Raw genomic sequence first — 25,618 nt, 5'->3', positions numbered from 1 at the left:
TGTGCTGGTGGCACATCGGCAGCACACTGAAGGGATGGCGAACATCCTGGAACTCCTCTCCTCCCCCGGACTCGAAGCGGTCCGCCCGCTGGTGGGCCCGCTCGACGCGGTGGAGGTCACCGGGGTGCGGCTGGAGCCGCGCCCGGACCGGCTCGCCGCCACGAGCCGGATGTCCGCCTCGCGCTCCAACTGGCCTGCCGCGCGGGCCTGTCCACTCACCCGACCGAGCCGGCCACGTCCGCCGGCGGCGCCCCCGACGCCCCGACGGCACAATGAGGCAGGACAAGAATCCGAGGACCGACCATGGCGACAACCTCCCCCGTCCTCAACCGCGTCCGGGACGCCCATGCCCGTATCGACGCGGTGGAGCGCCCCGAGCTCTGGATCGATCTGCGCCCCCGGCACGACGTGGAGGCGGAGGCCGCACGGCTCGACGCCCGCCTGGCCTCGGGCGAGCGGCTCCCCCTGGCGGGCCGCCTGCTGGCCGTCAAGGGAAACATCGACGTGGCCGGCCTCCCCACCACTGCGGGCTGCCCCTCGTACGCGTACGAACCGGGCTCCGACGCCCCGGTGGTGGCCCGGCTGCGCGCCGCCGGTGCCCTGGTGATCGGCACGACCAACATGGACCAGTTCGCCACCGGCCTGACCGGCACCTGTTCCCCGCACGGCGCGGTGGCCTGCGCGTACGATCCCGACCGGATCGGCGGCGGCTCCAGCTCCGGTTCGGCGGTCGCCGTGGCCCTGGGCATCGTGAATCTCGCCCTGGGCACCGACACCGCGGGCTCCGGCCGTGTCCCCGCGGCGTTCAACGGCGTCTTCGGACTGAAGCCGACCCGCGGTCTCGTACCGACCGACGGCGTGGTCCCCGCATGCGCGAGCCTGGACTGCGTCACCGTCTTCGCCCGTACGCTCCCCGAGGCCGAACGGGCGGTGGCCCTGATGGCCACCCCCGCCCCGCACCCCGACCGCTCCCGTGTCCCGGGCCCCTGGCGGATCGCGGTCCCGCCCACCGGGCAACTGGAAACCGCCCCGAACTGGGCCGCGGCGTACGAGTCGACGGCCGCCCGGCTCCGGGCGGCGGGCGCGGTACTCCGGCCGGTCGATCCGACGCCGTTCACCGAGGCGTCCGCGATGCTGTACGACTCCGCGTTCGTCTCCGAGCGCTATGCCGCGGTCGGCGCGTTCATCGACGGCGCGCCCGACGCACCCGGCCTCGACCCCACGGTGGCGGGGATCATCACCGCGGCCCGCGACATCCCGGCGCACCGGCTCTTCGCCGACAGGGCCCGGCTGACCGGCCTCCGTGCCGCCGCGACGGCCGCGCTCGGCGACGCGGACGCCCTCCTGCTGCCCACCGTGCCGGAACACCCCACGCTCGCCGAGGCCATGGCGGACCCGCGGGCCGTCAACGCCCGCCTCGCCCGGTTCACCGGCTCCACCAACCTGTTCGACCAGTGCGCGGTGGCGGCGCCCGTCGGCGAGGTGGACGGGCTGCCGTACGGCGTGATGCTGATCGGCCCGGCACACACGGACGAACACCTGGCCCGCATCACCGAACTCGCCGAACCCGCCCGCCCATTACTCCCCGGAACCGGTTGACCGCTCACCAGCACACCTTCCACTGGACGAATGCGCCCTCAGCTGCGGCTGGTCACCCGTGACCACATCGACCTCGGTCGCGTGGTCCGCCTCGTGTTGCCGCTGACCGTTCCCACGTCAGCGCTCACCACACCTCAACTCACCGCACCACGCAGGCACCTCACCCCACAGAGCTGTACGCCACAACCCCCCGCAACACCGCGTCCACCGCCTTGTGCGCATTCCGGGCCACGGAGCTCCCGTCCCTCGGCGCCGCAGCCGCGATCTGCCCCAGCACGTCGATCACCTGCTTGCACCACCGAACGAAGTCCCCGGCCGGCATCTCCGCCTCGCCCAGCACCTCGTCCAGCGTCCGCCCCGACGCCCACATGTAGACCGCCCAGGCGAAGCCGAGGTCGGGTTCGCGCTGCCCGACCCCCTCCGCCTGGTTGATCTTGAAGTCCTCTTCCAGGGCGTCGAGCCGGCCCCAGATCCGGACCATCTCGCCCATCGCGGTCTTCGCGGGCCCCGACGGCAGCTTCGGCGCCACCGCGTCATCCGCCTGCCGCGCCTCGTACACCAACGCCGAGACGCAGGCCGCGAGTTCGGCAGGGTTCAACCCCTCCCACACACCCGCCCGCAGGCACTCGCTCGCCAGCAGATCGAGCTCACCGTAGAGCCGCGCGAGCCGGCGCCCGTGCTCGGTGACCTCATTGCCCCGCAGGTAGTCGAGCTCGGTGAGCAGCGCGACGATCCGGTCGAAGGTGCGGGCGATCGTGTTCGTCCGCCCCTCGATCCGCCGCTCCAACTGCCTCGTGTCGCGCTGCAGCCGGTGATACCGCTCGGCCCAACGCGCGTGGTCCTCGCGCTCGTCGCACCCGTGGCAGGGGTGCGCGCGCAGCTCCGCCCGGTAGCGGGCGATCGCCCGGTCGTCGGCCGCGACGGACCGGCTCTTGCGGTGCCGCTCCGGAACTATGTGCCCGGCCTTGGTCCGCAGCGCGGAGGCCAGGTCGCGGCGCGACTGCGGGGAGCGCGGATTGAACGACTTCGGCACCCGCATCCGCTCCAGCGCCTCCACCGGAACCGGGAAGTCGATCGAGGCGAGCCGCTTGACCTGGCGCTCGGCCGTGAGCACCAACGGCCGCGGCCCGTCGTGGTATTCGAGCCCGCGATGGCCGTGCCCATTGGTCCGCCCGGCGGGCAGACCCGGGTCGAGCACCAGCGCCAGCCCGGCGAACTTGCCGGTGGGCACATGGATGACATCGCCGGGCTTGAGCCTCTCCAGGGACGCCGCCGCCTCGGCCCGCCGCTGCGTCGCGCCCTGCTTGGCCAGCTCGGTCTCCCGGTCCTTGAGGTCGCGGCGCAGCCGCGCGTACTCCTCGAAGTCACCGAGGTGGCAGGTCATGCCCTCCCGGTAGCCCTCCAGCCCCTCTTCGTTCTTCTGGACCTGCCGGGAGATGCCCACCACCGACCGGTCGGCCTGGAACTGCGCGAAGGAGGTCTCCAGCAGCTCGCGCGAGCGGTGCCGCCCGAACTGCTGCACCAGGTTGACGGCCATGTTGTACGAGGGCCGGAAGCTGGACCGCAGCGGATACGTGCGCGTACCCGCGAGTCCGGCCAGCGCCCCCGGATCCATGCCGCGCTGCCACAGCACCACCGCGTGGCCCTCGACGTCGATACCGCGCCGCCCGGCCCGCCCGGTCAGCTGGGTGTACTCGCCGGGGGTGATGTCGGCGTGCTGCTCGCCGTTCCACTTGACGAGCTTCTCCAGCACCACCGAGCGTGCCGGCATGTTGATGCCGAGGGCGAGCGTCTCCGTGGCGAAGACGGCCTTGACGAGCCCGCGGACGAACAGCTCCTCGACGACTTCCTTGAACGTCGGCAGCATGCCCGCGTGGTGCGCGGCGATGCCCCGCTCAAGTCCTTCGACCCACTCGTAGTAGCCCAGGACGTGGAGGTCCTCCCCGGGGATGGAGGCGGTCCGCTCCTCGACGATCTCGCGGACCAGGCGCCGCTTCTCCTCGTCGTTGAGCCGCAGTCCGGCGTGCAGGCACTGCTGCACGGCGGCCTCGCAGCCGGCGCGGCTGAAGATGAACGTGATGGCGGGGAGCAGCCCTTCGGCGTCCAGCCGGTCGATGACCTCGGGCCTGGCCGGGGTCCAGATCCGGCTGCGCTGGCGCCGTTCGCGCTCCCGGTCCGCCTCGCGGACCATCTTGCCGCGACGGCGCTCACGCGGGTTGTAGCCCCGCTGGTTCTCCATCCGGGCGAGCCGGACGAGGTCGGGGTTGACCTCGCGGCGTCCGGCGCCACGGCCGCCGTGGTCGGTCTCCTCCTCGAAGAGGTCGTACATCCGGCGGCCGGCCAGGACGTGCTGCCAGAGCGGCACGGGCCGGCTCTCGGAGACGATCACTTCGGTGTCACCGCGGACGGTGTCCAGCCAGTCGCCGAACTCCTCGGCGTTGGACACGGTCGCCGACAGTGACACGAGCGTCACGGAATCCGGGAGGTGAATGATCACTTCCTCCCAGACCGCGCCCCGGAAGCGGTCGGAGAGGTAGTGCACCTCGTCCATCACCACGTACCCGAGGCCCCGCAGCGCCTGCGAGCCCGCGTACAGCATGTTCCGCAGCACCTCGGTGGTCATGACGACCACCGGGGCATCGGCGTTGACGCTGTTGTCGCCGGTCAGCAGGCCGACCTTCTCCGGCCCGTAACGCTTGACCAGATCGGCGAACTTCTGGTTGGAAAGGGCCTTGATGGGCGTGGTGTAGAAGCACTTGCGACCCTGTGCGAGGGCGAGGTGCACGGCGAACTCGCCGACGATCGTCTTGCCCGAGCCGGTCGGGGCGGCGACGAGCACTCCCTTGCCCGCCTCCAGGGCCTCACAGGCCTCGATCTGGTAGGGGTCCAGATCGAATTCGTACAGCTCGCGGAAGGGCGCGAGTGCGGTGGCCTGCTCGGCGGCGCGGATCCGAGAAGCCTGGTATCGCTCAGCTGGTGAGAGGTCCTCTGTCATCGTGCTTTCGAGCCTACCCGCCACCTCTGACACCAGGCGCGATCTTTAAATCCCGCCGGAACAACCCGGCGTGAGGACCCGCACCGCACCGGGCACGCAGCGCGCGGTGAGCGGCAGGGCACCGAGCGGTTCACCGTCCGCGTAGGCGGTGACCCCCGCTGCGACCAGCTCGATCGAGGAAACCCGGTGCACGGTGACCTCGGGGTGGCTGAGATGCGTTCCCTTGTAGACCCGGGGGAACACCTTGAGCAGGGTGGTACGGCTGCAGTCCCCGACGACGGTCACGTCGAACAACCCGTCGTCCATCTCCGCGTCCGCGCAGATCCGCATGCCCCCGCCGTACGTCGACCCGTTGCCGACCGCGATGAGCGTCGCCTCGATCTCCCTGACCGGTCCGTCGTCCAGTCTGACGCGGTACGCGATGGGCTTGAACGCGGCGAGTTCAGCGAGGATCGCGAGGTCGTACTTGAACCGTCCGCCGACCCATCGCATGCGGTTCCCGCGGTCGTTGACCCGGGAGTCGAAGCCGGAGGCGAGCACCGAACCGAACCATCGCTCGCCGACCCGTCCGAGGTCGATCTCTCGGACGCCGCCGCCCTTGAGCGCCTCGGCGGCCAGCCGTCCGGCGGCGGCCGGATCCCGTATCGGCAGCCCGAGCGCGCGGGCGAAGTCGTTGCCGGTGCCGACCGCGACGACCCCGAGCGGGGTCATCGTCCCCGCGACAGCCTGCAGGGCGAGGGACATCATGCCGTCCCCGCCCACGGCTATCAACGCTCCGGTCCCGCCCGCGACGGCCTCACGGGCCCGCCGCAAAGCGTCGTCGGCGTCCTCACCGAGAACCGTGCGCACGGAGAATCCGGCGTCCCGCAACGCGGAAGCGGCCGGCTGCGCGGCGTGCGCGCCCCGGCCGCGTCCTGCGGTGGGATTGACGAAGAGGGTGATCTCGCTGGTCACCCGGGGACCCTACAAGGTCAGGTGATGTCGTCGTAACCGTTCACACGGTCCCGGTCCGAACTCGCCTGTGCGGGCAACGCCCGGCTGGAGGAGACCGATTCGATCTCACCGACATCCTCGGGGGTGAGGTCAAGCTCCGACGCCTCGTCGTCGTCCAGCTCGGCGTCGGGATTTGCGCGGCGTCGCCGCTTGTCGTTCAGCAGGGAGAAGGCCACCGCCAGGAAGTACAGGACCACGATCGGACCCGCGAGCGCGATCATCCCCACGGGGTCGGTGGTGGGAGTCGCCACTGCCCCGAAGACGAACACCCCCATGACCACACCGCGCCACCAGCCGAGCATGCGCCGACCGGTCACTATCCCCGTCAGGTTCAACATGATCAGCAGCAGTGGCAGCTCGAAGGCCGCTCCGAAGATGAGCACCATCCGGACCGTGAAGTCGAGGATCTTGTCCATCGGGAGGATGTTCGCCGACCCGTCGGGCGTGATGCCCAACAGGACACGCATGCTGATCGGCAGGATCGTGTAGGCGAGCGCGGCACCACCGAGGAACAGCGGCACTGCGGCGGCCACGAAGGCGTACGTGTACTTCCGCTCGTGCTTGTGGAGTCCGGGCGCAACGAACGCCCACAGCTGGTACAGCCAGATCGGGCTGGCGATTATGACGCCGGCCATGAGGCTGACCTTGACCGTCGTCGTGAAGGGGGAGAGAAGGTCGGTGTACGCGATGACCGCGCACGCGCCCCCGGTCGTCTCGCCCAGACCCTTCTCGCAACGGGGCACGGGAGCAGAGAGGAACTCCATCAGCGCCTGGCTGTAGAAGGCTGCGGCGATCGTCACGACGACGATGGCCAGCATGCCCTTCGCCAGCCGGTTACGCAGCTCACGCAGGTGCTCCACCAAGGGCATGCGGCCCTCTGGGTCCGTCTCCTGCTTGCGGGCAGACTTGAGCAACCCACGTCCTCATCTCGTGCAGCAGGCCCTCACTGATCAGGGCGCCTGCGTCGGCCCGGTTGTCGTCAGCGCTTGGTCGAGTCGGTCGGCTCCGCGACCGGACGCGAGCTGCTCACGTCGCCGGGGGCCGCCTTGATGGTGCGCTGGGCGGTCTGGTCCTGGGCGGCGTCGTTGGCGGCCGGCTCGGCCGGGGTCGCCGAAGGGCTGCCCTCGGACTTCATGGCCTTGGCCTCGCTCTTGAGGATGCGGGCCGACTTGCCGAGCGAGCGAGCCATGTCAGGAAGCTTCTTCGCGCCGAACAGCAGAACAATGACGACGAGGATCAGGATGATCTCGGGAGCGCCGAGCCTTCCGAACATATGTGTGTACCTTCTCACCGAGGCAGCAGGGGTGGGGCGGATCGAACCTCGGACGGACGTCCGACCTTCGTACTGTCAGCGATCGTATCCCGCAGGAGTAAACGCAGGGCAATACCCACGCATCCTCGCGATTACGGCCCACGCCTCGCTCTCCGGGCCGCCTTCAGCAGCGTACCCCTCGAAACCGGGAAACTGCAGGCCGCGCCCGCTCCGATCCATCCGCCCTGCTCACAGGGCAAATCGGGGCAGCAAAGGCGGTACGGCTAGCGCAGCGCCTCGCCGGCGGCGGCGAGGTCTGTCGCCGCCCTTTCGAGGTCCTCGGCGGCCCGGTTGATGCGCTGGGTGGTACGCGTCACCTGACGCCCGAGCCGCTGAGTCTCGATGAAGACCTTGACGGCCAGCACGCCGAGAACGGCGATCCCCAGGAACCCCAGGGCGATGGCGAGCATGGGCCAGAACATGGGCTGAGCCTCGATGTGTCTAGGGGGTGTCTGATAAATGGATGCGACGCTGCAGGCATTTGCCAGACACTCCCTGGGGGCCGACAGCATGGAAAGGGTCTAGAGGCCGGCGTGCAGACGCAGCGTCCGCACCCCGCCACTGGTGAGGAGCTCGACTATCCGCTCCCCCGCGGGCTTGCGGACGGCCGCACCGCACTGCGGGCAGGTGAAGGAGTAGAACGTCGTCCGGCGGCTCGCACCCACCGCGAGGCGAATGGCGCCCGCGGCCAGTTCGAACCGTTCGCGGCAGTCCGGGCAGGCGGCCTTGAACCGTACGGACTCGGGCACCACCACGGTCGGAACACCTGACACCACAGACATATTGCTCATATCTTCCTCAGGTTTCCGCTCAGGCCGGTTCGTCGTACGCGGCGAGCGCCGCACGGGCCGCCTGCTGTGCGCTGCGCGCCAGCTCCGGCGGGGAGACGATGCGGCCTTCGCCGCCCAGCCGCAGCGCGAGCCTGCGCAGCGAGGCCGGGTCGGGGGTGCGCAGGGTGATCCGCAGCCCGCCGTCGGGCAGTTCCCGTGCGCTGTCGTGCGGGTAGTACTCGGCGACCCAGCGTCCGCCGGGGCCCACCTCGACGACGACTTCCGGGTCCTCCGCGGCCGGCTGGACGAGCCCCTCGGACAGGTCGCGCAGTTCCAGCTCGGGCGGTGCGGCGGGCTCGTCCAGCAGCCGGATCTCGGCGACCCGGTCCAGCCGGAACGTACGCCGGTCCTCGGACGACCTGCACCAGGCCTCCATGTACGTGTGCCCCACGGCGAACAGCCGGATAGGGTCCACCTCGCGCTCGGTGAGCTCGTCGCGCGCGGGCGAGTAGTAGCGCAGCCAGAGCCGGCGCCGCTCGGAGATCGCCCGGTCGACATCGGCGAAGACGCCGCCCTCGGACTCGAAGGTGACCGAGAGCCGCGAGCTCGCCGCCCCCACCTCACCGGCCGCGGTCTCCAGCTTCGCGGTGGCCCGCAGCAGCGCCTGCCGGTCGCTCTCGCGCAGCCCCGGCAGCGTGGCCACGGCACGGGCGGCGACCAGCAGGGCCGTCGCCTCGTCGGCGGCGAGCCGCAGCGGCTCGGCGACGTCGTCCGGATTGTGCCACCAGATGCGGTCGCCGTCGGTGTCGATGTCCAGCAGGTCCCCGCCGCGGAAGCTCGTCCCGCACATGGGCAGCACGTCGAGGTCCGAGATCAGCTCGTCCTCGGTGATCCCGAAGGCGCGGGCGACGTCCTGGACATGGGCGCCGGGGCGCTCGCGCAGATACGTCACCAGGGAGAGCATCCGGCGGGTCTGGTCGATCGCGTTCGTGGCCATGGGTTGCCGTCCCTCTCTCAGTCCTTGGCCACGGCGCGCAGCCGGTCCACCACATCGGCCCGCAGATCGGCGGGTTCCTGTACGACCACGTCCGGGCCGAACTCGACGAGCCAGGCGTCCAGACCGTGTCCGTACGGAATCTCCAACTCGTCCCACCCGTTCCCGAGTTCCCGCACCGACACGGCGCGCGAGCGCAGCGGGTACCCGGCCCCGGTGCGCAGCCTGATCAGCGCGGTCCGGGTCGCCGTCTCCCCCGCCCAGCTCTCGACCGTCTCGCGTACGGTCACGACGTCGGGCACCGCGGCGGTGAACGCCCCGGCCCGGGAGCGGACCCGGCCGGTGATCCGGGAGAGCCGGAACACCCGCTCGGCTCCCCGGTCCCGGTCCCAGCCGGCCAGGTACCAGTGTCCGCGCCAGCACTCCAGGGTCCACGGCTCGACCTGGCGCTGCTCCGGCGTGGCGGCGTTGCCCTTGCGGTAGTCGAAGGTGACCGGCCGGCGGTCGCGGCAGGCCAGCATCAGCGGCTCGAACGCCGCCTCGTGGACGGGGATGCGCGGTTCGAGAGCGCTGTGCACCTCGTACGCGTCCTCGGCCTCCGGCATGCCGGCGGCCCGCAGCTTCTGGAGCGCACCGCTGGCCGCACCGGCCAGTCGCGCCTGTTGCCAGACCTTGGCGGCCAGTCCGAGCGCCGCGGCCTCCTCTGCGTCCAGCGTGATCGGGGGCAGCCGGTTGCTGTCGCGACGGGCGAGATATCCCGTCTCGCCGTCCAGGTTCTCCACGGTCTCGATGATCAGACCGAGCTCACGCAGATCGTCCTTGTCGCGCTCGAACATCCGGTTGAAGGCGTCGTCGGAGCCCGCCTCCAGATAGGCCTCGATGGAGCCGCGCAGCTCGCGCTTGCTGAGCGGGCGGCGGGTCCCCAGCAGACACAGCGCCAGGTTCATCAGCCGCTCGGCCTTGGCAATCGCCATCGACGCCCTTTCTGTTTCGCTCTACGACGCTCGACCGTACCGCTACGCGCTGTCGGGACAAAAGCGAGGGCCCGTGCCTGGCGGCACGGGCCCTCGTATCGCACGGGTGCGGATCAGACGGCGACCAGGTCGCAGACGAAGATCAGCGTCTCGCCGGGCGCGATGCGGCCGCCACCGGCGCCGCGGTCGCCGTACGCGAGGTGCGCGGGAATGATCAGCTGGCGGCGCCCGCCGACCTTCATGCCCTGGACACCCTGGTCCCAGCCGGCGATGACCTGGCCGGCACCGAGCTCGAACTGCAGCGGGGTGCCGCGGTTCCAGGAGGCGTCGAACTCCTCGCCTGTGGAGAAGGCCACGCCCACGTAGTGGACGGAGACGACGGCGCCCTTCTGGGCGACCGGGCCGTCGCCCTCCCAGATGTCCTTGATCTCCAGATCGGCCGGCGGCTCGCCACCCGGGAAGTCGACCTCGGGCTTCTCGATGCTCACTGACTTGCTCCTCTTACTGATGAACTGCTGGACAACCGGGACAGTCTTACATCTTCGTCAGCAGGTCCACGGCGAAGACCAGCGTGGACTTCGCGGGGATGGTCTGCTGCGCCTTGTCACCGAAGCCCTGGTCCGGCGGGATGACGAGCAGCACCCGGCTGCCGATCTTCTTGCCGACCAGACCGTTCTTCAGCCCCTTCAGGGTCACCTGGGCGAGCGGAAAGGTCTGCGTCTTGCCCGCCGCGTAGGTGCTGTCGAAGGTCTTGCCGTCCTTCCACGTCAGTGCGACGTAGTTCACGACGACGCTGTCGGTGTCCTTCACGACCTCGCCCTTGGACTCCAGGATGTAGTTGGAGACGAGCTTCGTCGGCGGGTCGGTCTTGGTCGGGATGGTGACCTTGGGGGCCTTGCCGTCCGTGTTGGTGCCGACCTTCGGGAGGCCGATGTTGTCCTGGGCGACCTCGGTGCCCTTGGCCGAGACAGGGATCTGCGTCGCCTTCAGGACGTCGACGACGAAGACGAGCGTGGCCTTGGGCTTGATGTCGCCCTGGCCCTGGTCGCCGTACGCGAGGTCCGGCGGGATGACCAGCTGGACCCTGCTGCCGACCTTCTGGCCGACGAGGCCCTTGTCCCAGCCCTGGATGACCATGCCGGCGCCGAGGGTCAGGTCGAACGGCTGCTTGCGGTCGAAGCTGTTGTCGAACGGCTTGTCGGAATCCCAGGACTGGCCGAGGTAGTTGACCTGGATCGCGTCGCCGTTCTTGAGCGTGGCGCCGTCGCCCTGGCTGACGACCCTGGTCTTCAGCTCCTTGGGCGGGTTCCCCGTCCCCTTGGCCAGGGTCGGCTTCTCACCGAATTTCGCGCCCGCGGTGATCGCGGGGAACCCGTCCTTCGTCGCGGCGGAAGCAGAAACGGAATCGGAATCGGAGCCCTTTTCGCCACCGCAGGCCGCTGTCAGCAGCAACAGGGGGACGACGAGAAGGCCGGCAAGTCGGCGCACTTGTTCCTCAGATCTCAGACGGCACAGTTGGATGAGTCCCCGACACTCTAGGGCGTACGCAGGGCCCCGTACGAGGAACGTACGGGGCCCGCGTCGCGTCGGTGGCCAAGACCGTGCCGTGCCGGCTCACATACCCGCGATCAATTTCTCCACCCGGTCGTCGACCGAACGGAACGGGTCCTTGCACAACACGGTGCGCTGCGCCTGGTCGTTGAGCTTGAGGTGGACCCAGTCGACGGTGAAGTCCCGCCGCTGCTCCTGCGCCCTGCGGATGAAGTCGCCGCGCAGCCGCGCCCTGGTGGTCTGCGGGGGCACGGACTTGCCCTCGAAGATCTTCAGGTCGTTGCAGACGCGGGCGGCCTGTCCCTTGCGCTCCAGCAGGTAGTACAGGCCGCGACGACGGTGGATGTCGTGGTACGCGAGGTCTATCTGGGCGACCCGCGGATGCGACATGGTCATGTTGTGCTTGGCCCGGTACCGCTCGATGAGCTTGTACTTCATCACCCAGTCGATCTCGGTCTCGATCCGGTCGAGGTCCTCGGTTTCGACCGCGTCGAGCGTGCGGCCCCAGAGCTCCAGGACCTGGGCGACGGTTCCGGTGCGGATGCCACGGCGGTCGACGAAGTCGACCGCCTTCTCGTAGTACTCGCGCTGCACCTCGATGGCGGACGCCTCGCGGCCACTGGCCAGGCGCACCTTGCGCTGCCCGGTGGTGTCGTGGCTGACCTCGCGGATCGCCCGGATCGGGTTCTCCAGCGTCAGATCCCGCATCACCGTGCCCGCTTCGATCATGCGGAGCACCAGGTCGGTCGCGCCGACCTTGAGCAGCATGGTCGTCTCGGACATGTTGGAGTCACCGACGATGACGTGGAGGCGGCGGTACCGCTCCGCGTCGGCGTGCGGTTCGTCACGCGTATTGATGATCGGGCGGGAACGCGTGGTCGCGGAACTGACGCCCTCCCAGATGTGCTCCGCACGCTGGCTGACGCAGTAGACCGCGCCCCTGGGGGTCTGCAGCACCTTGCCCGCGCCGCAGATCAGTTGCCTCGTGACGAGGAAGGGAATGAGGATGTCCGCGAGCCGGGAGAATTCTCCGTGCCGTGCCACGAGGTAGTTCTCATGGCATCCGTAGGAGTTTCCCGCCGAGTCGGTGTTGTTCTTGAAGAGATAGACGTCGCCCGCGATTCCCTCCTCGTGCAGGCGGCGTTCGGCGTCGACGAGCAGGCCTTCGAGAATGCGCTCGCCGGCCTTGTCGTGGGTGACCAGCTCGGTCAGGTTGTCGCATTCGGGGGTTGCATATTCCGGATGCGATCCCACGTCGAGGTAGAGGCGGGCGCCGTTCCGCAGAAAGACATTGCTGCTGCGGCCCCATGACACAACACGGCGGAAGAGGTAGCGCGCCACTTCATCAGGGGACAGTCGGCGCTGTCCCCTGAACGTGCACGTGACGCCGTACTCGTTCTCCAGCCCGAAAATGCGGCGGTCCATGACTGAACATTACGCCTGATGGCCTGAGCTGAAACCGGGTTCGACAGCACCGTTTCGATCATTTTCCGATCCCCGTACGGAAACGGCCGTACGCCCGGGAACTGCGAGTACCCTTCCCGTCGCCAGCAGGACGAGCAGCGCCGCCACCCCACCGGCCCCCGCCACCGCGAAGCTCCACGAGGTGCCGCCCAGCTCGACGGCCGGGCCCGCCACGGCCGTTCCCACCGCCGCGCCGACCCCGAAGGTCGTCACCAGCCAGGAGAACGCCTCGGTCACGGTGCCCCGGGGCGCGTGCCGGTCGACCACGATGAAGGAGCAGGCGATCGCGGGCGCCAGAAAGACTCCGGCCACTGCCGCCAGTGCGGTCATGGCGACCACTCCCGGGGTCAGCATCAGTGGCAGATAGCCCAGCGCCAGCAGCGCGACGATGACCCGCAGCCGACGCTCCGGCGCCCCGGCCCACTGCCGTGCCCCGTAGACCGCGCCGCCGACCAGTGCGCCCAGCCCGAGCGCGGCCATCAGCCAGCCGTAGACCGACTCCCGGCCGTGGTCGTCGGCATAGGCCACGCCGGCCACCGTGATCGAGCCCAGCGCCAGCCCGACGAAGAAGAACGACCCGAGCAGCGCCAGCAGCCCCGGTGAACGCAGCGCGCCCAGCCAGTGCGCCTCGCGGGGCGCGGAGCGCCAGGCCCGGGAGGGCTCGGAGAGGACGACGGAGAGCGCCCCCAGGACGCCTATCGCGTTGATGACGAGCAGGGCGGCGGCGGGCGACCACAGCGAGACCAGCACCGTCACCAGCAGCGGGCCCACGGTGAACATGACCTCCTGGGCGACGGCATCCATGGCGTACGCCCGGTGCACCCGGTCCTCACCGCCCAGCACGCTCGGCCACAGGGCCCGCAGACCACCCTCCAGCGGCGGTGTGAAGAGACCGGCCACCACCACCGCCCCGTAGGCCAGCGGCAGCGATCCCAGACCCACCAGGGCCAGCAGGGCCATTCCCAGCGCCGACACCACGGCGGCCGGGAGCTGGACGCGCGGCTGGCCGTACAGGTCCACGGCACGGCCCAGCAGCGGCTGCCCGACCGCGGTGGACAGTCCGTACACGGCCGCGAGCGCGCCGGCGAGGGTGTAGCTGCCGCCCTCGGCCCTGGTGAAGAGCACGATCGCGATGTGGGCGGTACCGCTCGGCAGCCGCCCCACCAGGGTTCCCGCCAGCAGGCGGGCGGCATGCCGCGCCCGGAGGATGTCCAGATATCCCGCGGCCATGTCCTGTCGCCCCTCTCCCTCGGGCGCTCTTCCGGCACCCAGAGGTTTTACGTATAACGTCGAGGTTCATACGTACCATGTGCCCAGTCCGCAGGTCCACCTCACGACGCCTGCCCCGACCGGCCCCGGAGGCCCGAGTGACCAGCGCACCACAGCCCGCCCCGACCCGGCCCACCAGCCGCGACGTCGCGCGGGCCGCAGGCGTCTCGCAGGCCACGGTCTCCCTCGTGCTCGGCGGCAAATGGCGCGGCCGGGTCTCCGAGGCCACCGCCGAACGCGTGCGCCGCACCGCCCACGACCTCGGCTACCGGCCCAACCTCGCCGCCCGCAACCTGCGCCTGGGCAGCACCAGGACGGCACTGCTGGTCGTCCCCGCGCTCACCAACGAGTTCTTCGCACGCGTCTACACCGGCGCCGCCGAGGTCGCCGCCGAGCACGGCTTCGGCGTCGTCCTGTACCCGTCCCCCGACGGCACCGGCCCGGCCCGGGACCCCTTCGCCTCGGCGAGCGCCTCCCTGGACGGCGTGATCGCCTCCTCCATGGCTGCCGGGGCGCTCGACGCGCTGCGAGGCGCGGGACTGCCGCTGGTGATGCTCGACAGCGATCCGGCGGACGCCGGTGTCGCGGCCCGCGTCAACCTGGACATCGCCGACGGCATGCGGCAGGTCGCCGAGCACCTCCTGGCCCTCGGCCACCGCCGCTTCGTCCACCTGGCGTCGGCGGTCGGCTCCTGGACCTTCGCGGTACGCGGCAGGGCGCTCCACGAGGCCCTGCGGGCGGTGCCCGGCACCTCCGTGCGGACCGTCACGGCGGCGCTCGACGTCCACGCGGGCCGCGTCGCCGCGGAGCACATGCTCGCCGCCCCGGGCCCCCGGCCCACCGCCCTCGTCTGCGACGACGACATCCTCGCCGCGGGCGCCTGCAAGGCCGCCCGCAGGCTGGGCCTGCGGGTGCCCGACGACCTGTCCGTCACCGGGTTCGACGATCTGGCCCTGGCCACGGCCGTCGAGCCGGAGCTCACCACCGTGCGGCTGCCCGCCGAGCAGGTCGGGGAGCGCGGCATGGCCGCCCTGCTGGCGGTCCTGGACGACCGGCCGGCCGAGACCGGCAGCCTCCCGGTGCAGCTGGTCGCCCGCGGCTCCTCGGCACCCCCGCCCCCGGACACCCCGCGGGCATGACCGTGCCCCGGCCCGCCGGGAGCGGCGGACCGGGGCACGGTCACAGCGGTGGACCGTCCTTCGACGGACTACTCCACGTCACCACCGGAGTCGGTGGGCTTCGATGCGTCGGGAGCGGCGGCGGACCCGTTGCCCTCGCCCTCCTCGGTGTCGGACGGGGCATCCGTCGGCGCTGAGCCGCCGTCCGCCTCCAGCAGCCGCGCCAGCTGCCTGCCGACGATCCGCTTGAACTTGCGCTGCTGGGGCCGCGTACGGTCCAGGACCGCGACCTCCAGCCGCTCGGCGGGGATCTCCCGCTCGGTGCCGTTGGGATCGCGCGACAGCGCCTGCACCGCCAGCTTGAGTGCCTCGGCGAGCGTCATCCCGTCGCGGTGGCGCTGGTCCAGGAACGTGCTGATCTGCTCGGCGTTGCCGCCGACCGCCACCGAGCCGTGCTCGTCGACGATCGAGCCGTCGTGCGGCAGCCGGTAGATCTGGTCGCCCTCCGGGTCGGTCCCCACTTCGGCGACCACCAGCTCCACCTCGTACGGCTTCTCGGCCGCACTGGAGAAGATGGTGCCCAGCGTCTGCGCGTACACGTTGGCCAGCCCACGGGCCGTCACATCGTCACGGTCGTAGGTGTACCCGCGCAGATCGGCGTAGCGCACGCCGCCGATACGGAGATTCTCGTACTCGTTGTACTTACCGGCGGCGGCGAAACCGATCCGGTCGTAGATCTCGCTGAACTTGTGCAGCGCGCGGGACGGGTTCTCGCCGACGAACACGATGCCGTCGGCATACTGCAGCACAACCAGGCTGCGACCACGGGCGATGCCCTTCCGGGCGTATTCCGCCCGGTCGGCCATGGCCTGCTGAGGTGAGACATAGAACGGCGTCGACACCGGTTATCCGTCCCTTTCTGTCAGTGACGAGAGCATCGGAGAAGCAGCGGAACGGTGGTCAGAGCAGCGCGGCGCGCGGGCCGTCGGGCTGCTCCAGCCGGCGTTCCAGGACCGAGCGCGCGATCTCGGAGGACTCCGCCTCGTCCAGCCTCCGGAAGCCTTCGTCGGTGATGACGGTGACGATCGGGTAGATCCGCCGGGCCACATCGGGGCCACCGGTCGCCGAGTCGTCGTCCGCTGCGTCGTACAGCGCCTGCACGACCAGGGTGAGGGCCTCCTGCTCCGTCAGCTCCCCGTGGTAGAGCTTCTTCATCGAGCTCCGGGCGAAGACCGACCCGGAGCCGGTGGCCGCGTACCCGTGCTCCTCGGAACGGCCTCCGGTGACGTCGTACGAGAAGATCCGGCCCTTCTCGCGGTCGATGTCGAAACCGGCGAAGAGCGGCACGACGGCAAGGCCCTGCATGGCCATCGCCAGATTGCTGCGGATCATCGTGGAGAGCCGGTTCGCCTTGCCCTCCAGGGAGAGCTGTGCGCCCTCGACCTTCTCGAAGTGCTCCAGCTCCAGCTGGAAGAGCTTGACCATCTCCACGGCCAGTCCGGCCGTGCCGGCGATGCCCACCGCCGAGTACTCGTCGGCCGGGAAGACCTTCTCGATGTCACGCTGGGCGATCACATTGCCCATGGTCGCTCGCCGGTCACCGGCCAGCACCACGCCGCCGGCGAACGTCACCGCGACGATCGTCGTCCCGTGCGGCGCCTCGATGGCCCCCTGGAGGGGCGGCAGGTTCCGGTTGCCGGGAAGCATCCCGGGCGACTGGTCGGACAGGAAATCCATGAACGAAGAGGATCCCGGCGTCAGGAAGGCAGCTGGTAGACGCCCGGTGCTACGAGTGTTGGCTTCCACGCGTTTCCCTCCAGGTAAGCGACGGCCCTGAGCAAGGCGTCAGGATCGTCTCCCAACTTGCCGATGGCCGAGTTGCAGTTGATGCGGTTACGCCACGGACCCTACCCGTCCCGTGGTGGTGATCCACATGAACCGCGGGGGCAGCTGCGCGGCTCGCGGTGCCGTTTGCGCCCGCGCGGCACGGGCCGAACCGGCCCGTACCGCGCGCACCGCTCTCCACTCCCCCGCGTTCACATCCGTGAACTACTGTCCACCCTTTTGAACGAAGGAGCGCACGAAGTCCTCGGCGTTCTCCTCGAGCACATCATCGATCTCGTCCAGAACCGAGTCGACGTCGTCGCTCAGCTTCTCCTGGCGGTCCTTAAGGTCCTCGGAGACCTGCGCGTCCTGCGCCTGCTCCTCGACCTCCTCGGTGGAACGCGTCGCCTTCTGCTGTCCGCCGCCGGTGTCCTTGGTCGCCATCTAGCTCACCCCGCTCGGTTCGAAGCACTTGATCAGACCCTACCCACGGGCTCCGACATCGGCCCGGTACTTTCCCTCAACGTCCGGGGGTCCTCCCGATGATTCCCCGATCCTGGCCCTTTCAGCCGCCCGACAGGACCTGGACCAGCTCCTCCGCCGTGCGGCAACGGTCCAGCAGCTCCTTGACGTGATCCCGGGTACCCCGCAGCGGCTCCAGGGTGGGTACCCGTTGCAGTGAGTCATGACCGGGCAGATCGAAGATGACCGAGTCCCAGGAGGCCGCCGCCACGTCGTCGGCGTACTGCTCCAGGCAGCGGCCCCGGAAATAGGCCCTGGTGTCCTCCGGCGGCTTCGTACGGGCCTTCTCGACCTCGTTCTCGTCCAGCAGCCGCTTCATCTTCCCGCGGGCCGCCAGACGGTTGTACAGGCCCTTCTCGGCCCGCACGTCGGCGTACTGGAGATCCACCAGGTGCAGGCGTGCCGCGTCCCAGTCCAGCCTGTCGCGGCGGCGGTAGCCCTCCATGAGCTCCCGCTTGGCGATCCAGTCGAGCTCGCCCGACAGGCTCATCGGGTCGTTCTCCAGCCGGGTGAGCGTGTCCTCCCAGCGGATCAGGACGTCCTTGGTCTGCTCGTCGGCATCCGCCCCGTACCGCTCCTCGACGTACTTGCGGCCCAGCTCGAAGTACTCCATCTGCAGTTGCACCGCGGTGAGCGTACGGCCGCTGCGCAGCGTGATGAGGTACTTCAGGGTCGGGTCGTGCGAGACATGGTGCAGGGTGCGCACCGGCTGGTCGACCGCGAGATCGACGTTGATGAAGCCGTCCTCGATCATGGAGAGGACCAGTGCGGTGGTGCCGAGCTTGAGATAGGTGGAGATCTCCGAGAGGTTCGCGTCACCGATGATGACATGGAGCCGGCGGTACTTCTCGGCGTCGGCATGGGGCTCGTCGCGGGTGTTGATGATGGGGCGCTTGAGCGTGGTCTCCAGCCCGACCTCGACCTCGAAGTAATCCGCGCGCTGGCTGATCTGGAAGCCGTGCTCGTGGCCGTCCTGGCCGATTCCCACGCGCCCCGCCCCGGTGACCACCTGGCGGGAGACGAAGAACGGCGTCAGATGACGCACGATGTCGGAGAACGGGGTCTCCCGCTTCATCAGGTAGTTCTCGTGCGTGCCGTACGAGGCGCCCTTGTTGTCGGTGTTGTTCTTGTAGAGGTGGATCGGCTGGGCGCCGGGGAGCTGGGCCGCGCGCTCGGCGGCCTCGGCCATGATGCGTTCGCCGGCCTTGTCCCAGAGGACCGCGTCCCGCGGATTGGTGACTTCCGGGGAGCTGTACTCCGGATGCGCGTGGTCGACGTAGAGGCGGGCCCCGTTGGTGAGGATGACATTGGCGAGGCCGATGTCCTCGTCGGTGAGCTGGCTGGAGTCCGCGGTCTCGCGGGCGAGGTCGAAACCTCGCGCGTCCCGCAGCGGATTCTCCTCCTCGAAGTCCCAGCGGGCGCGGCGCGCCCGGTGCATCGCCGCTGCGTACGCGTTGACGATCTGGGACGAGGTGAGCATGGCATTGGCGTTGGGGTGGCCGGGGACGGAGATCCCGTACTCCGTCTCGATGCCCATTACTCGCCGTACGGTCATGCGGCCCTCCTTGCCCGGCGGCGCTCCCTTGAGGGGCGGCGCTCAAGTACCGCTGCTTGTCGGTGCGCGTGCACTGCCCGTCCACGCACTGCGCGACCGGGCGGTACGCAAGAGCCTAGAGCGCCTCTGTGCTGGTGGGGAGATCAATTACGTCATTGCTGCGGTGTCGCGCGATCGGGTCCGAAAGCAACCGGCTGCGGATGCCCGGCCGGGCATCCGCAGCCTGACTGCGTTCTACAGGTACTGACCGGTGTTCGCCACCGTGTCGATGGAGCGACCGGTGTCCGCGCCCTGCTTTCCGGTGACGAGCGTGCGGATGAAGACGATCCGCTCGCCCTTCTTGCCGGAGATCCTGGCCCAGTCGTCCGGGTTGGTGGTGTTCGGCAGGTCCTCGTTCTCCTTGAACTCGTCCACGCACGCCTGGAGGAGATGGGAGACGCGAAGGCCCTTCTGGCCCTGGTCGAGGAAGGCCTTGATGGCCATCTTCTTGGCCCGGTCGACGATGTTCTGGATCATCGCGCCGGAGTTGAAGTCCTTGAAGTACAGGACTTCCTTGTCGCCGTTGGCGTACGTGACCTCGAGGAAGCGGTTCTCCTCGGATTCGGTGTACATCCGCTCGACGACCGACTGGATCATGGCGTGCGCGGCGGCTTCCTTGGAGCCGGTGTGCTCCGCGAGGTCGTCGGCGTGCAGCGGCAGCGAAGGCGTGAGGTACTTCGCGAAGATGTCCTTCGCGGCCTCCGCGTCCGGGCGCTCGATCTTGATCTTCACATCGAGGCGGCCGGGTCGCAGGATCGCGGGGTCGATCATGTCCTCGCGGTTGGAGGCGCCGATGACGATGACGTTCTCCAGGCCCTCGACGCCGTCGATCTCGGCGAGCAGCTGGGGGACGATGGTGTTCTCCACGTCCGAGCTGACACCGGATCCGCGGGTACGGAAGAGCGACTCCATCTCGTCGAAGAAGACGATGACGGGGGTACCCTCGCTCGCCTTCTCACGGGCACGCTGGAAGACCAGGCGGATGTGCCGCTCGGTCTCGCCGACGTACTTGTTGAGGAGCTCCGGACCCTTGATGTTGAGGAAGTAGCTCTTGCCCGCCGGCTGGCCGGTGACCTCGGCGACCTTCTTGGCAAGGGAGTTGGCGACGGCCTTGGCGATGAGCGTCTTGCCGCAGCCGGGGGGACCGTAGAGCAGGATGCCCTTCGGCGGACGCAGTTCGTGTTCCTTGAAGAGGTCGGGGTGGAGGTAGGGGAGTTCGACCGCGTCCCGGATCAGTTCGATCTGGTCGCCCAGGCCGCCGATCTTGTCGTAGTCGATGTCCGGTACCTCTTCGAGGACGAGTTCTTCGACCTCGCTCTTGGGGACCACTTCGTAGACGTAGCCGGACCTGGGTTCGAGCAGGAGGGCGTCGCCGGGGCGGACGGTGATGTCCAGCAGCGGCTCGGCGAGCCTCACCACCCGTTCCTCGTCGGTGTGCCCGATGACCAGGGCCCGCTCGCCGTCCTCAAGGATCTCCTTGAGGGTGACGATGTCCCCGGCCCGCTCGAATTCCATGGCGTCGACCACGTTGAGCGCTTCGTTGAGCATGACTTCCTGGCCGCGCCGGAGGTCGTCGATCTCGACACTGGGGCTGACGTTCACCCGGAGCTTTCGGCCTCCGGTGAAGATGTCGCAGGTGCCGTCCTCATTGCCCTGAAGAAACACACCGAAACCGGCCGGCGGCTGTGCGAGCCGGTCGACTTCTTCCTTGAGGGCCACGATCTGGTCGCGGGCCTCGCGCAGTGTGTTGGCGAGCCGCTCGTTCTGTGCGGACACGCCTGCCAGGTTGGTCTGCAACTCGACGATCCGCTCTTCGAGAATCCTCGTATGGCGCGGAGAGTCGGCGAGCTTACGTCGCAGGACGGCGATTTCCTGCTCGAGATAGGCGACCTGGCCGGCTGGGTCTTCGGACCCCCGCCCGGGCCGGATGCCGCGGTTGATGTCGTCGTCGTGGGCTGCCACGGTCCTCACCTCCTCCAAGGGGAGCTGGACGCTTCCTGACCCTACCTGGGTGGGTGATGATTGAAACCCCTAGATCACAAAGACTGCGGGGCGTGTCCGATCTTCACCCTTGCGTTCCCCCTCGTGTCAGGGGAATACCCACCCTTCAACATCGGAAAGCTGCCGGTTGTATCGTCGAACCGTTCAACACCCGTCAGGGCTGGCTTCTTTTGGTTCGGATAACGCAGGGAACGGCAGGAGAAATGACCGTGCAGCAGGACGCTCCCATCGGTGGCGACGCGCAGGACCTGGAAGTCTGGATCGACCAGGACCTCTGCACGGGCGACGGTATCTGCGTCCAGTACGCACCCGAGGTGTTCGAGCTGGACATCGACGGTCTGGCCTATGTGAAGAGCGCCGACGACGAGCTGCTGCAGGACCCGGGCGCTACGACGCGCGTTCCCCTGCCGCTCCTCCAGGACGTGGTCGATTCGGCCAAGGAGTGCCCGGGGGACTGCATCCACGTCCGGCGCGTCTCGGACAGCGTCGAGGTGTACGGCCCCGAGGCCGCCTGACCCGGCGATCGCGGGTCCCCGGTCACGCGCGGGTGACCAGTCAGGCGCGGTGACCGGTCAGGCGTTGCCGGGGGCGGCCTGGGTGGCGCGGACGAACGCACCGCCCTTCCACTGCCAGGTGACCCGCTCCTGCTGGTCGGGGCAGCAGCGCGCCACCTCGTCGGAGGAGTAGCCGAGCAGGGTGGCCGAAATGATTCCGTCACGCACCGCGAAATCGCTGATGCTCATCGCCTGAGCAGGGTCCACCAGGGTCGCCACGACCCGCGGTGCGGCCCCGCTTCCGCGTGTGAGGACGTAGACCCCGCTGGGCGGGGTGCCGGAGCCGGCCGCGCAGTGGACCACCGCGACCGTCTCGGGCCGGCCGTCACCGTCGAGGTCGCCGGTGGCCTGCTTGGCCACGGTGTTCTCCAGTCCGCCGCATTCCAGGGGGAAGTCCGCCTGCGCCGGGTCGGGGGCGGTGACTGTCGTGGTGCCGTGCTGCGCCGTGGTGCGGTGGGGGGTGGAGGCCGAGGCCGAGGGGTCCGGCTGGAGTAGGCCGGCGGCCGCGACCACTGCGGCCATGGCCGCCGCCGTGGCGAGCCAGTGCAGCGGCTTGGTGTCGGTGTGCGCGAGGTCCGGGAGCTCGGAGGGCTGCACGCGGGATGTCTCCTGTGGTTCCTGTGGATCGAGGACGCCCGGGTGGGCGGCGCCACCGGTGGGGCTGCCGCGGCGGCATGGGGTGGCCAGCATCGTGCCACACCTCACAGAACGGCGGAACGGTGGGGTCGGCACGTATTACGGCGCGTTCGAGGACGGTGTCCTCCAACCGGCAACGAAAGGGCGCCGCCGTCGAGTTCCCGGGTCGGTCCGGGAACTCGACGGCGGCGCCGGTGCGTTGCGCGGGTCAGCCGCGGGAGGAGCCGCCGCTCTGGCTGCCGGGACCGTCGTAGTCCTCGCCGTAGGCGCCCTTGGCGGGGCGGCGGCGGCGCAGTGGGGCCTCCACACCGTCGGCCAGGCGGCGGGCGGTGACGAGGAAGCCGGTGTGGCCGATCATGCGGTGGTCCGGGCGGACGGCCAGGCCCTCGACGTGCCAGTTGCGGATCATCGATTCCCAGGGCTGCGGCTCGGCGAAGCAGCCGATCTCACGGATGGACTCGACGGTCCGCGCGAGCTGGGTGGTGGTGGCGACGTACGCGCAGAGGATGCCGCCGGGCACCAGCGCCTTGGAGACGGCCTCCAGGCACTCCCAGGGGGCGAGCATGTCGAGGACGACACGGTCGACGTCGGTGTCCGAGAGGTTGTCCTGGAGGTCGCCGACGGTGAGCTGCCAGGCCGGGTGCGGTTCGCCGAAGTAGCGTTCCACGTTCTGCTGGGCGATCTCGGCGAAGTCCTCGCGGCGCTCGTAGGAGTGCAGCATGCCCTGGTCGCCGATGGCGCGCAGCAGGAAGGTGGAGAGCGAGCCGGAGCCGACGCCGGCCTCCACGACGCGGGCGCCGGGGAAGATGTCGGCGAAGGCCAGGATCTGCCCCGCGTCCTTGGGGTAGACCACGGCGGCGCCGCGGGGCATGGACAGGACGTAGTCGGGGAGCAGGGGGCGCAGCGCGAGATAGGCGACGTTTCCCGTGGTTCGGACAACACTGCCCTCGGGGGCACCGATCAGCTCGTCGTGCGGGAAAGAACCCTTGTGGGTGTGGAAGTTCTTTCCGGCTTCGAGCGTGAAGGTGTAGTGGCGTCCCTTGGGATCGGTGAGCTGGACCTGGTCCCCGACCTTGAAGGGCCCGCGTCGGCGGGCGGCACCGGTCGGTTCAGACATGTGACCAGCGTACCGGTGATTCCCCGGGCTCCGACCGCGAGCCCGGGGCGTGGGCGGCGGGTCAGGCGGTGGGCCTGGCCAGAGCGGCGACGAACGCGCGTTCGACGTCTGCGGTGGAGAGGACGCCGTAGATCTCGCCGGTCTCCTCCAGGACGAGGTACTCGGTGGCCGGGCTGGCCTTGAGCCGGTCCAGGAGGGCTTCGCCGGACAGCTCGGCGGAGACCTTCATGCCTTCGGTGAGGTCCTGGGCGAGACCGCTGACGGCGACCCAGGGGCGGCGGTGTTCCGGCACGCCCACGATGGCCGTCTCCCGGACGATGCCCTTCGGTTCGCCGTGGCCGTCGACGACGACGAGGGCGCGGGCGCCGGCTTCGTTGGCCCGGCGCAGGGCCTCGGAGAGCGGGGTGGCGGACTCCACCGGGACGGCGCGCCTCGTGAGGGTGCGGGCGCGCAGTTCGGGGAGGTGTTCGCGCAGGCGGGCCATGCGCAGGCTGTTGCCCGCCCCGGTCCAGATGATCGCGGCGAGGATGGCGGCGAGCAGCGCGTCGGTGATGGTGTCCATGCTGCTGAGGTCGCCGGGGTCGTTGCCGAAGGTCCCGGTGTGGGTGAGCAGCGGCAGGCCGATCAGGGTGATGACGGCGAGGGCGCGGCCGACCCAGGCGGCGGCGACGGTGCCGCTCATCGGCTTTCCGGTGACCTTCCAGACGACGGCGCGGAGCATGCGTCCGCCGTCCAGCGGGAGTCCCGGCAGGAGGTTGAAGGCGGCCACCAGGAGGTTGGAGATCATCAGGCCGGCGAGCAGGACACCGGGCACGGTGCCGGGCTCGACGAACATCATCCCGATGTAGAAGAGGCCCGCGAGCACCAGGGAGAGCAGCGGTCCGACGAAGGCGAGCAGGAATTCGCGGCCCGGGGTCTCGGACTCCTTCTCGATCTCGGAGACTCCGCCGAAGAACTGGAGCTGGATGCGGCGCACCGGCAGCTTGTAGCGCAGTGCCACGACGGTGTGGGCCAGTTCGTGGACGAGCACGGAGGCGTAGAAGGCGATCGCGAAGAAGAGCGAGACCAGATAGCGCGCCGAACCGAGCTCGGGCAGCACCCGTTCGAGCTGGCCGCCGAAGACCCAGGTGATCAGCGCGGCCACGAGGAACCAGCTGGGCGCGACGTACACGGGCACGCCGAAGGGGCGGCCCATGAGAAGGCCGCCTCCGGGCTCTTCGGGGCGCTGCGGTTCGCCCTTGTCGGGGCCGGGTCCGGGGGTTGTTCCCCCTGTACCGGGCTGCGGCCGCCCGCTGTCGCCGCTCTCGTCCACGGGGTCCCTTCGGTCGGTGCCCTACGGCACGATCATTCAGTGTTCGAGGCTGTGTGGTCGATGGTATGCCGCCCGCTGTCAGTGGCGGGCCGTAGGGTCTTCGACATGACCTCCCTGCCGCGGCCCGCTCAGCCGCCTTCGTCCCTGTCTCCGTCGCGGGCGAGCGATTTCATGCAGTGTCCGCTGCTGTACCGCTTCCGGGTCATCGACAAACTGCCGGAGAAGCCCAGCGAGGCGGCTACCCGGGGCACGCTGGTCCATGCGGTGCTGGAGCGGCTGTTCGACAACCCCGCGGTGGAGCGCACGGCGGGCCGGGCCACGGCGCTGATCCCCGCCCAGTGGGACCGGCTGCTGGAGTCCAGGCCGGAGCTGTCGGAGCTGTTCGCCGAGGACGCCGGGGGCGAGCGGCTGGCCCGCTGGCTCTCGGAGGCGGAGAGCCTGGTGGAGCGGTGGTTCTCGCTGGAGGATCCGACGCGGCTGGAGCCCGCCGAGCGGGAGCTGTTCGTCGAGACGGAGCTGGAGTCGGGGCTGCGGCTGCGCGGGGTGATCGACCGGATCGACGTGGCGCCGACGGGCGAGGTCCGGATCGTCGACTACAAGACGGGGAAGGCGCCGCGCCCGGAGTACGCGGAGGGCGCGCTCTTCCAGATGAAGTTCTACGCCCTGGTGATCTGGCGGCTGAAGGGTGTGGTGCCGCGCCGGCTCCAGCTGGTCTACCTCGGCAGCGGGGACATCCTGACGTACGACCCGGTGGTGGCCGACCTGGAGCGGGTGGAGCGCAAGCTGCTGGCGCTGTGGGACGCGATCCGGCTGGCCACGGAGACGGGCGAGTGGCGGCCCCGGCCGACGAAGCTCTGCGGCTGGTGCGACCACCGGCCGGTCTGTCCCGAATTCGGTGGCACTCCCCCGGTCTATCCGTTGACGACCCGCCCGGCCGGGGCGGAGCAGGATGTGCAGGGCAGAATGGATCCGGTCCGAGCTGAGGCCGGCCGGCCTGTGGCCCCCGAAGGACCCTGAAG

23 protein-coding genes and 2 pseudogenes are annotated in these 25,618 nt (G+C 69.7%); 4 read left to right on the top strand and 21 right to left on the bottom strand.

Annotated elements, in window-relative coordinates:
• Window positions 1-303: 303 nt before the first annotated feature.
• A pseudogene (locus ACIRJP_RS12635) lies at window positions 304-1,569 on the top strand (allophanate hydrolase); the annotation flags it as partial.
• A gap of 190 nt (window positions 1,570-1,759) precedes the next feature.
• Here the strand turns inward: ACIRJP_RS12635 and ACIRJP_RS12630 are convergent.
• The 12 genes from ACIRJP_RS12630 to ACIRJP_RS12575 all read right to left on the bottom strand — a co-directional run bounded on the left by ACIRJP_RS12630 (window position 1,760) and on the right by ACIRJP_RS12575 (window position 13,882).
• Window positions 1,760-4,594 carry a DEAD/DEAH box helicase gene (locus ACIRJP_RS12630; protein ID WP_404171919.1) on the bottom strand — a complete coding sequence of 945 codons (2,835 nt, stop codon included), beginning with the start codon at window positions 4,592-4,594 and terminating at the stop codon, window positions 1,760-1,762.
• A 45-nt stretch (window positions 4,595-4,639) separates the two neighbouring features.
• Window positions 4,640-5,548: a diacylglycerol kinase gene (locus ACIRJP_RS12625; RefSeq protein WP_404171916.1), complete on the bottom strand. Its 909-nt coding sequence runs from the start codon at window positions 5,546-5,548 to the stop codon at window positions 4,640-4,642.
• Window positions 5,549-5,565: 17 nt separating this feature from the next.
• On the bottom strand, window positions 5,566-6,456 hold the full coding sequence (tatC, locus tag ACIRJP_RS12620) for a twin-arginine translocase subunit TatC (protein ID WP_404172283.1): 891 nt from the start codon (window positions 6,454-6,456) through the stop codon (window positions 5,566-5,568).
• Window positions 6,457-6,566: 110 nt separating this feature from the next.
• Complete coding sequence (gene tatA / locus ACIRJP_RS12615) at window positions 6,567-6,860, bottom strand: Sec-independent protein translocase subunit TatA (RefSeq protein ID WP_266736054.1); 294 nt, start codon at window positions 6,858-6,860, stop codon at window positions 6,567-6,569.
• A 263-nt stretch (window positions 6,861-7,123) separates the two neighbouring features.
• Entirely contained in the window at window positions 7,124-7,321 is a 198-nt protein-coding gene (locus ACIRJP_RS12610) for a hypothetical protein (protein WP_404171913.1), read from the bottom strand.
• Between the two features lie 99 nt (window positions 7,322-7,420).
• Window positions 7,421-7,690, bottom strand: a complete 270-nt coding sequence (locus ACIRJP_RS12605) for a hypothetical protein (RefSeq protein WP_404171910.1) — start codon at window positions 7,688-7,690, stop codon at window positions 7,421-7,423.
• Window positions 7,691-7,709: 19 nt separating this feature from the next.
• Window positions 7,710-8,666, bottom strand: a complete 957-nt coding sequence (locus ACIRJP_RS12600; RefSeq protein ID WP_404171907.1) for a helix-turn-helix transcriptional regulator — start codon at window positions 8,664-8,666, stop codon at window positions 7,710-7,712.
• Between the two features lie 17 nt (window positions 8,667-8,683).
• Window positions 8,684-9,637: a WYL domain-containing protein gene (locus tag ACIRJP_RS12595; protein WP_351252485.1), complete on the bottom strand. Its 954-nt coding sequence runs from the start codon at window positions 9,635-9,637 to the stop codon at window positions 8,684-8,686.
• Between the two features lie 113 nt (window positions 9,638-9,750).
• On the bottom strand, window positions 9,751-10,125 hold the full coding sequence (locus tag ACIRJP_RS12590) for an FKBP-type peptidyl-prolyl cis-trans isomerase (protein WP_404171904.1): 375 nt from the start codon (window positions 10,123-10,125) through the stop codon (window positions 9,751-9,753).
• A 46-nt stretch (window positions 10,126-10,171) separates the two neighbouring features.
• A complete protein-coding gene (locus tag ACIRJP_RS12585) occupies window positions 10,172-11,125 on the bottom strand; it encodes an FKBP-type peptidyl-prolyl cis-trans isomerase (protein WP_404171901.1) in 954 nt (317 codons plus the stop codon).
• 126 nt (window positions 11,126-11,251) lie between these two features.
• Window positions 11,252-12,613 carry a Pup--protein ligase gene (gene pafA / locus ACIRJP_RS12580; RefSeq protein ID WP_404171898.1) on the bottom strand — a complete coding sequence of 454 codons (1,362 nt, stop codon included), beginning with the start codon at window positions 12,611-12,613 and terminating at the stop codon, window positions 11,252-11,254.
• Window positions 12,614-12,622: 9 nt separating this feature from the next.
• Window positions 12,623-13,882 (bottom strand): MFS transporter, encoded by a 1,260-nt coding sequence (locus ACIRJP_RS12575; protein WP_404171895.1) that lies wholly within the window; start codon window positions 13,880-13,882, stop codon window positions 12,623-12,625.
• A 137-nt stretch (window positions 13,883-14,019) separates the two neighbouring features.
• Here ACIRJP_RS12575 and ACIRJP_RS12570 point away from each other — a divergent pair, with 137 nt between their 5' ends.
• Window positions 14,020-15,060 (top strand): LacI family DNA-binding transcriptional regulator, encoded by a 1,041-nt coding sequence (locus ACIRJP_RS12570; RefSeq protein WP_404171892.1) that lies wholly within the window; start codon window positions 14,020-14,022, stop codon window positions 15,058-15,060.
• A gap of 68 nt (window positions 15,061-15,128) precedes the next feature.
• Here ACIRJP_RS12570 and prcA read toward each other — a convergent pair whose 3' ends face one another.
• The 6 genes and pseudogenes from prcA to arc form a co-directional block, all read right to left on the bottom strand.
• A complete protein-coding gene (prcA, locus tag ACIRJP_RS12565; protein ID WP_404171889.1) occupies window positions 15,129-15,941 on the bottom strand; it encodes a proteasome subunit alpha in 813 nt (270 codons plus the stop codon).
• 58 nt (window positions 15,942-15,999) lie between these two features.
• Window positions 16,000-16,845: a proteasome subunit beta gene (gene prcB / locus ACIRJP_RS12560; protein WP_356081054.1), complete on the bottom strand. Its 846-nt coding sequence runs from the start codon at window positions 16,843-16,845 to the stop codon at window positions 16,000-16,002.
• A pseudogene (locus ACIRJP_RS12555) lies at window positions 16,797-16,987 on the bottom strand (endonuclease domain-containing protein); the annotation flags it as partial. The pseudogene ACIRJP_RS12555 and the gene prcB, both read right to left, overlap by 49 nt.
• Window positions 16,988-17,088: 101 nt before the next feature.
• Entirely contained in the window at window positions 17,089-17,307 is a 219-nt protein-coding gene (locus ACIRJP_RS12550; RefSeq protein ID WP_124718707.1) for a ubiquitin-like protein Pup, read from the bottom strand.
• A gap of 121 nt (window positions 17,308-17,428) precedes the next feature.
• On the bottom strand, window positions 17,429-18,940 hold the full coding sequence (dop, locus tag ACIRJP_RS12545) for a depupylase/deamidase Dop (RefSeq protein ID WP_404171884.1): 1,512 nt from the start codon (window positions 18,938-18,940) through the stop codon (window positions 17,429-17,431).
• Between the two features lie 234 nt (window positions 18,941-19,174).
• Window positions 19,175-20,941 carry a proteasome ATPase gene (gene arc, locus ACIRJP_RS12540; protein ID WP_404171881.1) on the bottom strand — a complete coding sequence of 589 codons (1,767 nt, stop codon included), beginning with the start codon at window positions 20,939-20,941 and terminating at the stop codon, window positions 19,175-19,177.
• Window positions 20,942-21,183: 242 nt separating this feature from the next.
• Between arc and ACIRJP_RS12535 the strand changes: the two genes are divergently transcribed.
• A complete protein-coding gene (locus ACIRJP_RS12535; RefSeq protein WP_404171878.1) occupies window positions 21,184-21,495 on the top strand; it encodes a ferredoxin in 312 nt (103 codons plus the stop codon).
• A gap of 57 nt (window positions 21,496-21,552) precedes the next feature.
• Here the strand turns inward: ACIRJP_RS12535 and ACIRJP_RS12530 are convergent, their stop codons facing one another.
• The 3 genes from ACIRJP_RS12530 to ACIRJP_RS12520 form a co-directional block, all read right to left on the bottom strand.
• Window positions 21,553-22,131 carry a hypothetical protein gene (locus ACIRJP_RS12530; RefSeq protein WP_351252623.1) on the bottom strand — a complete coding sequence of 193 codons (579 nt, stop codon included), beginning with the start codon at window positions 22,129-22,131 and terminating at the stop codon, window positions 21,553-21,555.
• 247 nt (window positions 22,132-22,378) lie between these two features.
• Window positions 22,379-23,287: a tRNA (adenine-N1)-methyltransferase gene (locus ACIRJP_RS12525; protein ID WP_351252494.1), complete on the bottom strand. Its 909-nt coding sequence runs from the start codon at window positions 23,285-23,287 to the stop codon at window positions 22,379-22,381.
• Window positions 23,288-23,348: 61 nt separating this feature from the next.
• A complete protein-coding gene (locus ACIRJP_RS12520; protein WP_404171875.1) occupies window positions 23,349-24,599 on the bottom strand; it encodes a site-2 protease family protein in 1,251 nt (416 codons plus the stop codon).
• Between the two features lie 171 nt (window positions 24,600-24,770).
• Here ACIRJP_RS12520 and ACIRJP_RS12515 point away from each other — a divergent pair, with 171 nt between their 5' ends.
• A complete protein-coding gene (locus tag ACIRJP_RS12515) occupies window positions 24,771-25,616 on the top strand; it encodes a RecB family exonuclease (protein WP_404172280.1) in 846 nt (281 codons plus the stop codon).
• The last annotated feature ends 2 nt before the right edge of the window (window positions 25,617-25,618 follow it).

The sequence above is a fragment of the Streptomyces sp. NPDC102437 genome, from assembly GCF_044765565.1.
In the GTDB taxonomy this organism is placed as follows: domain Bacteria; phylum Actinomycetota; class Actinomycetes; order Streptomycetales; family Streptomycetaceae; genus Streptomyces.
This window is presented reverse-complemented; position numbering and strand designations above follow the sequence as displayed.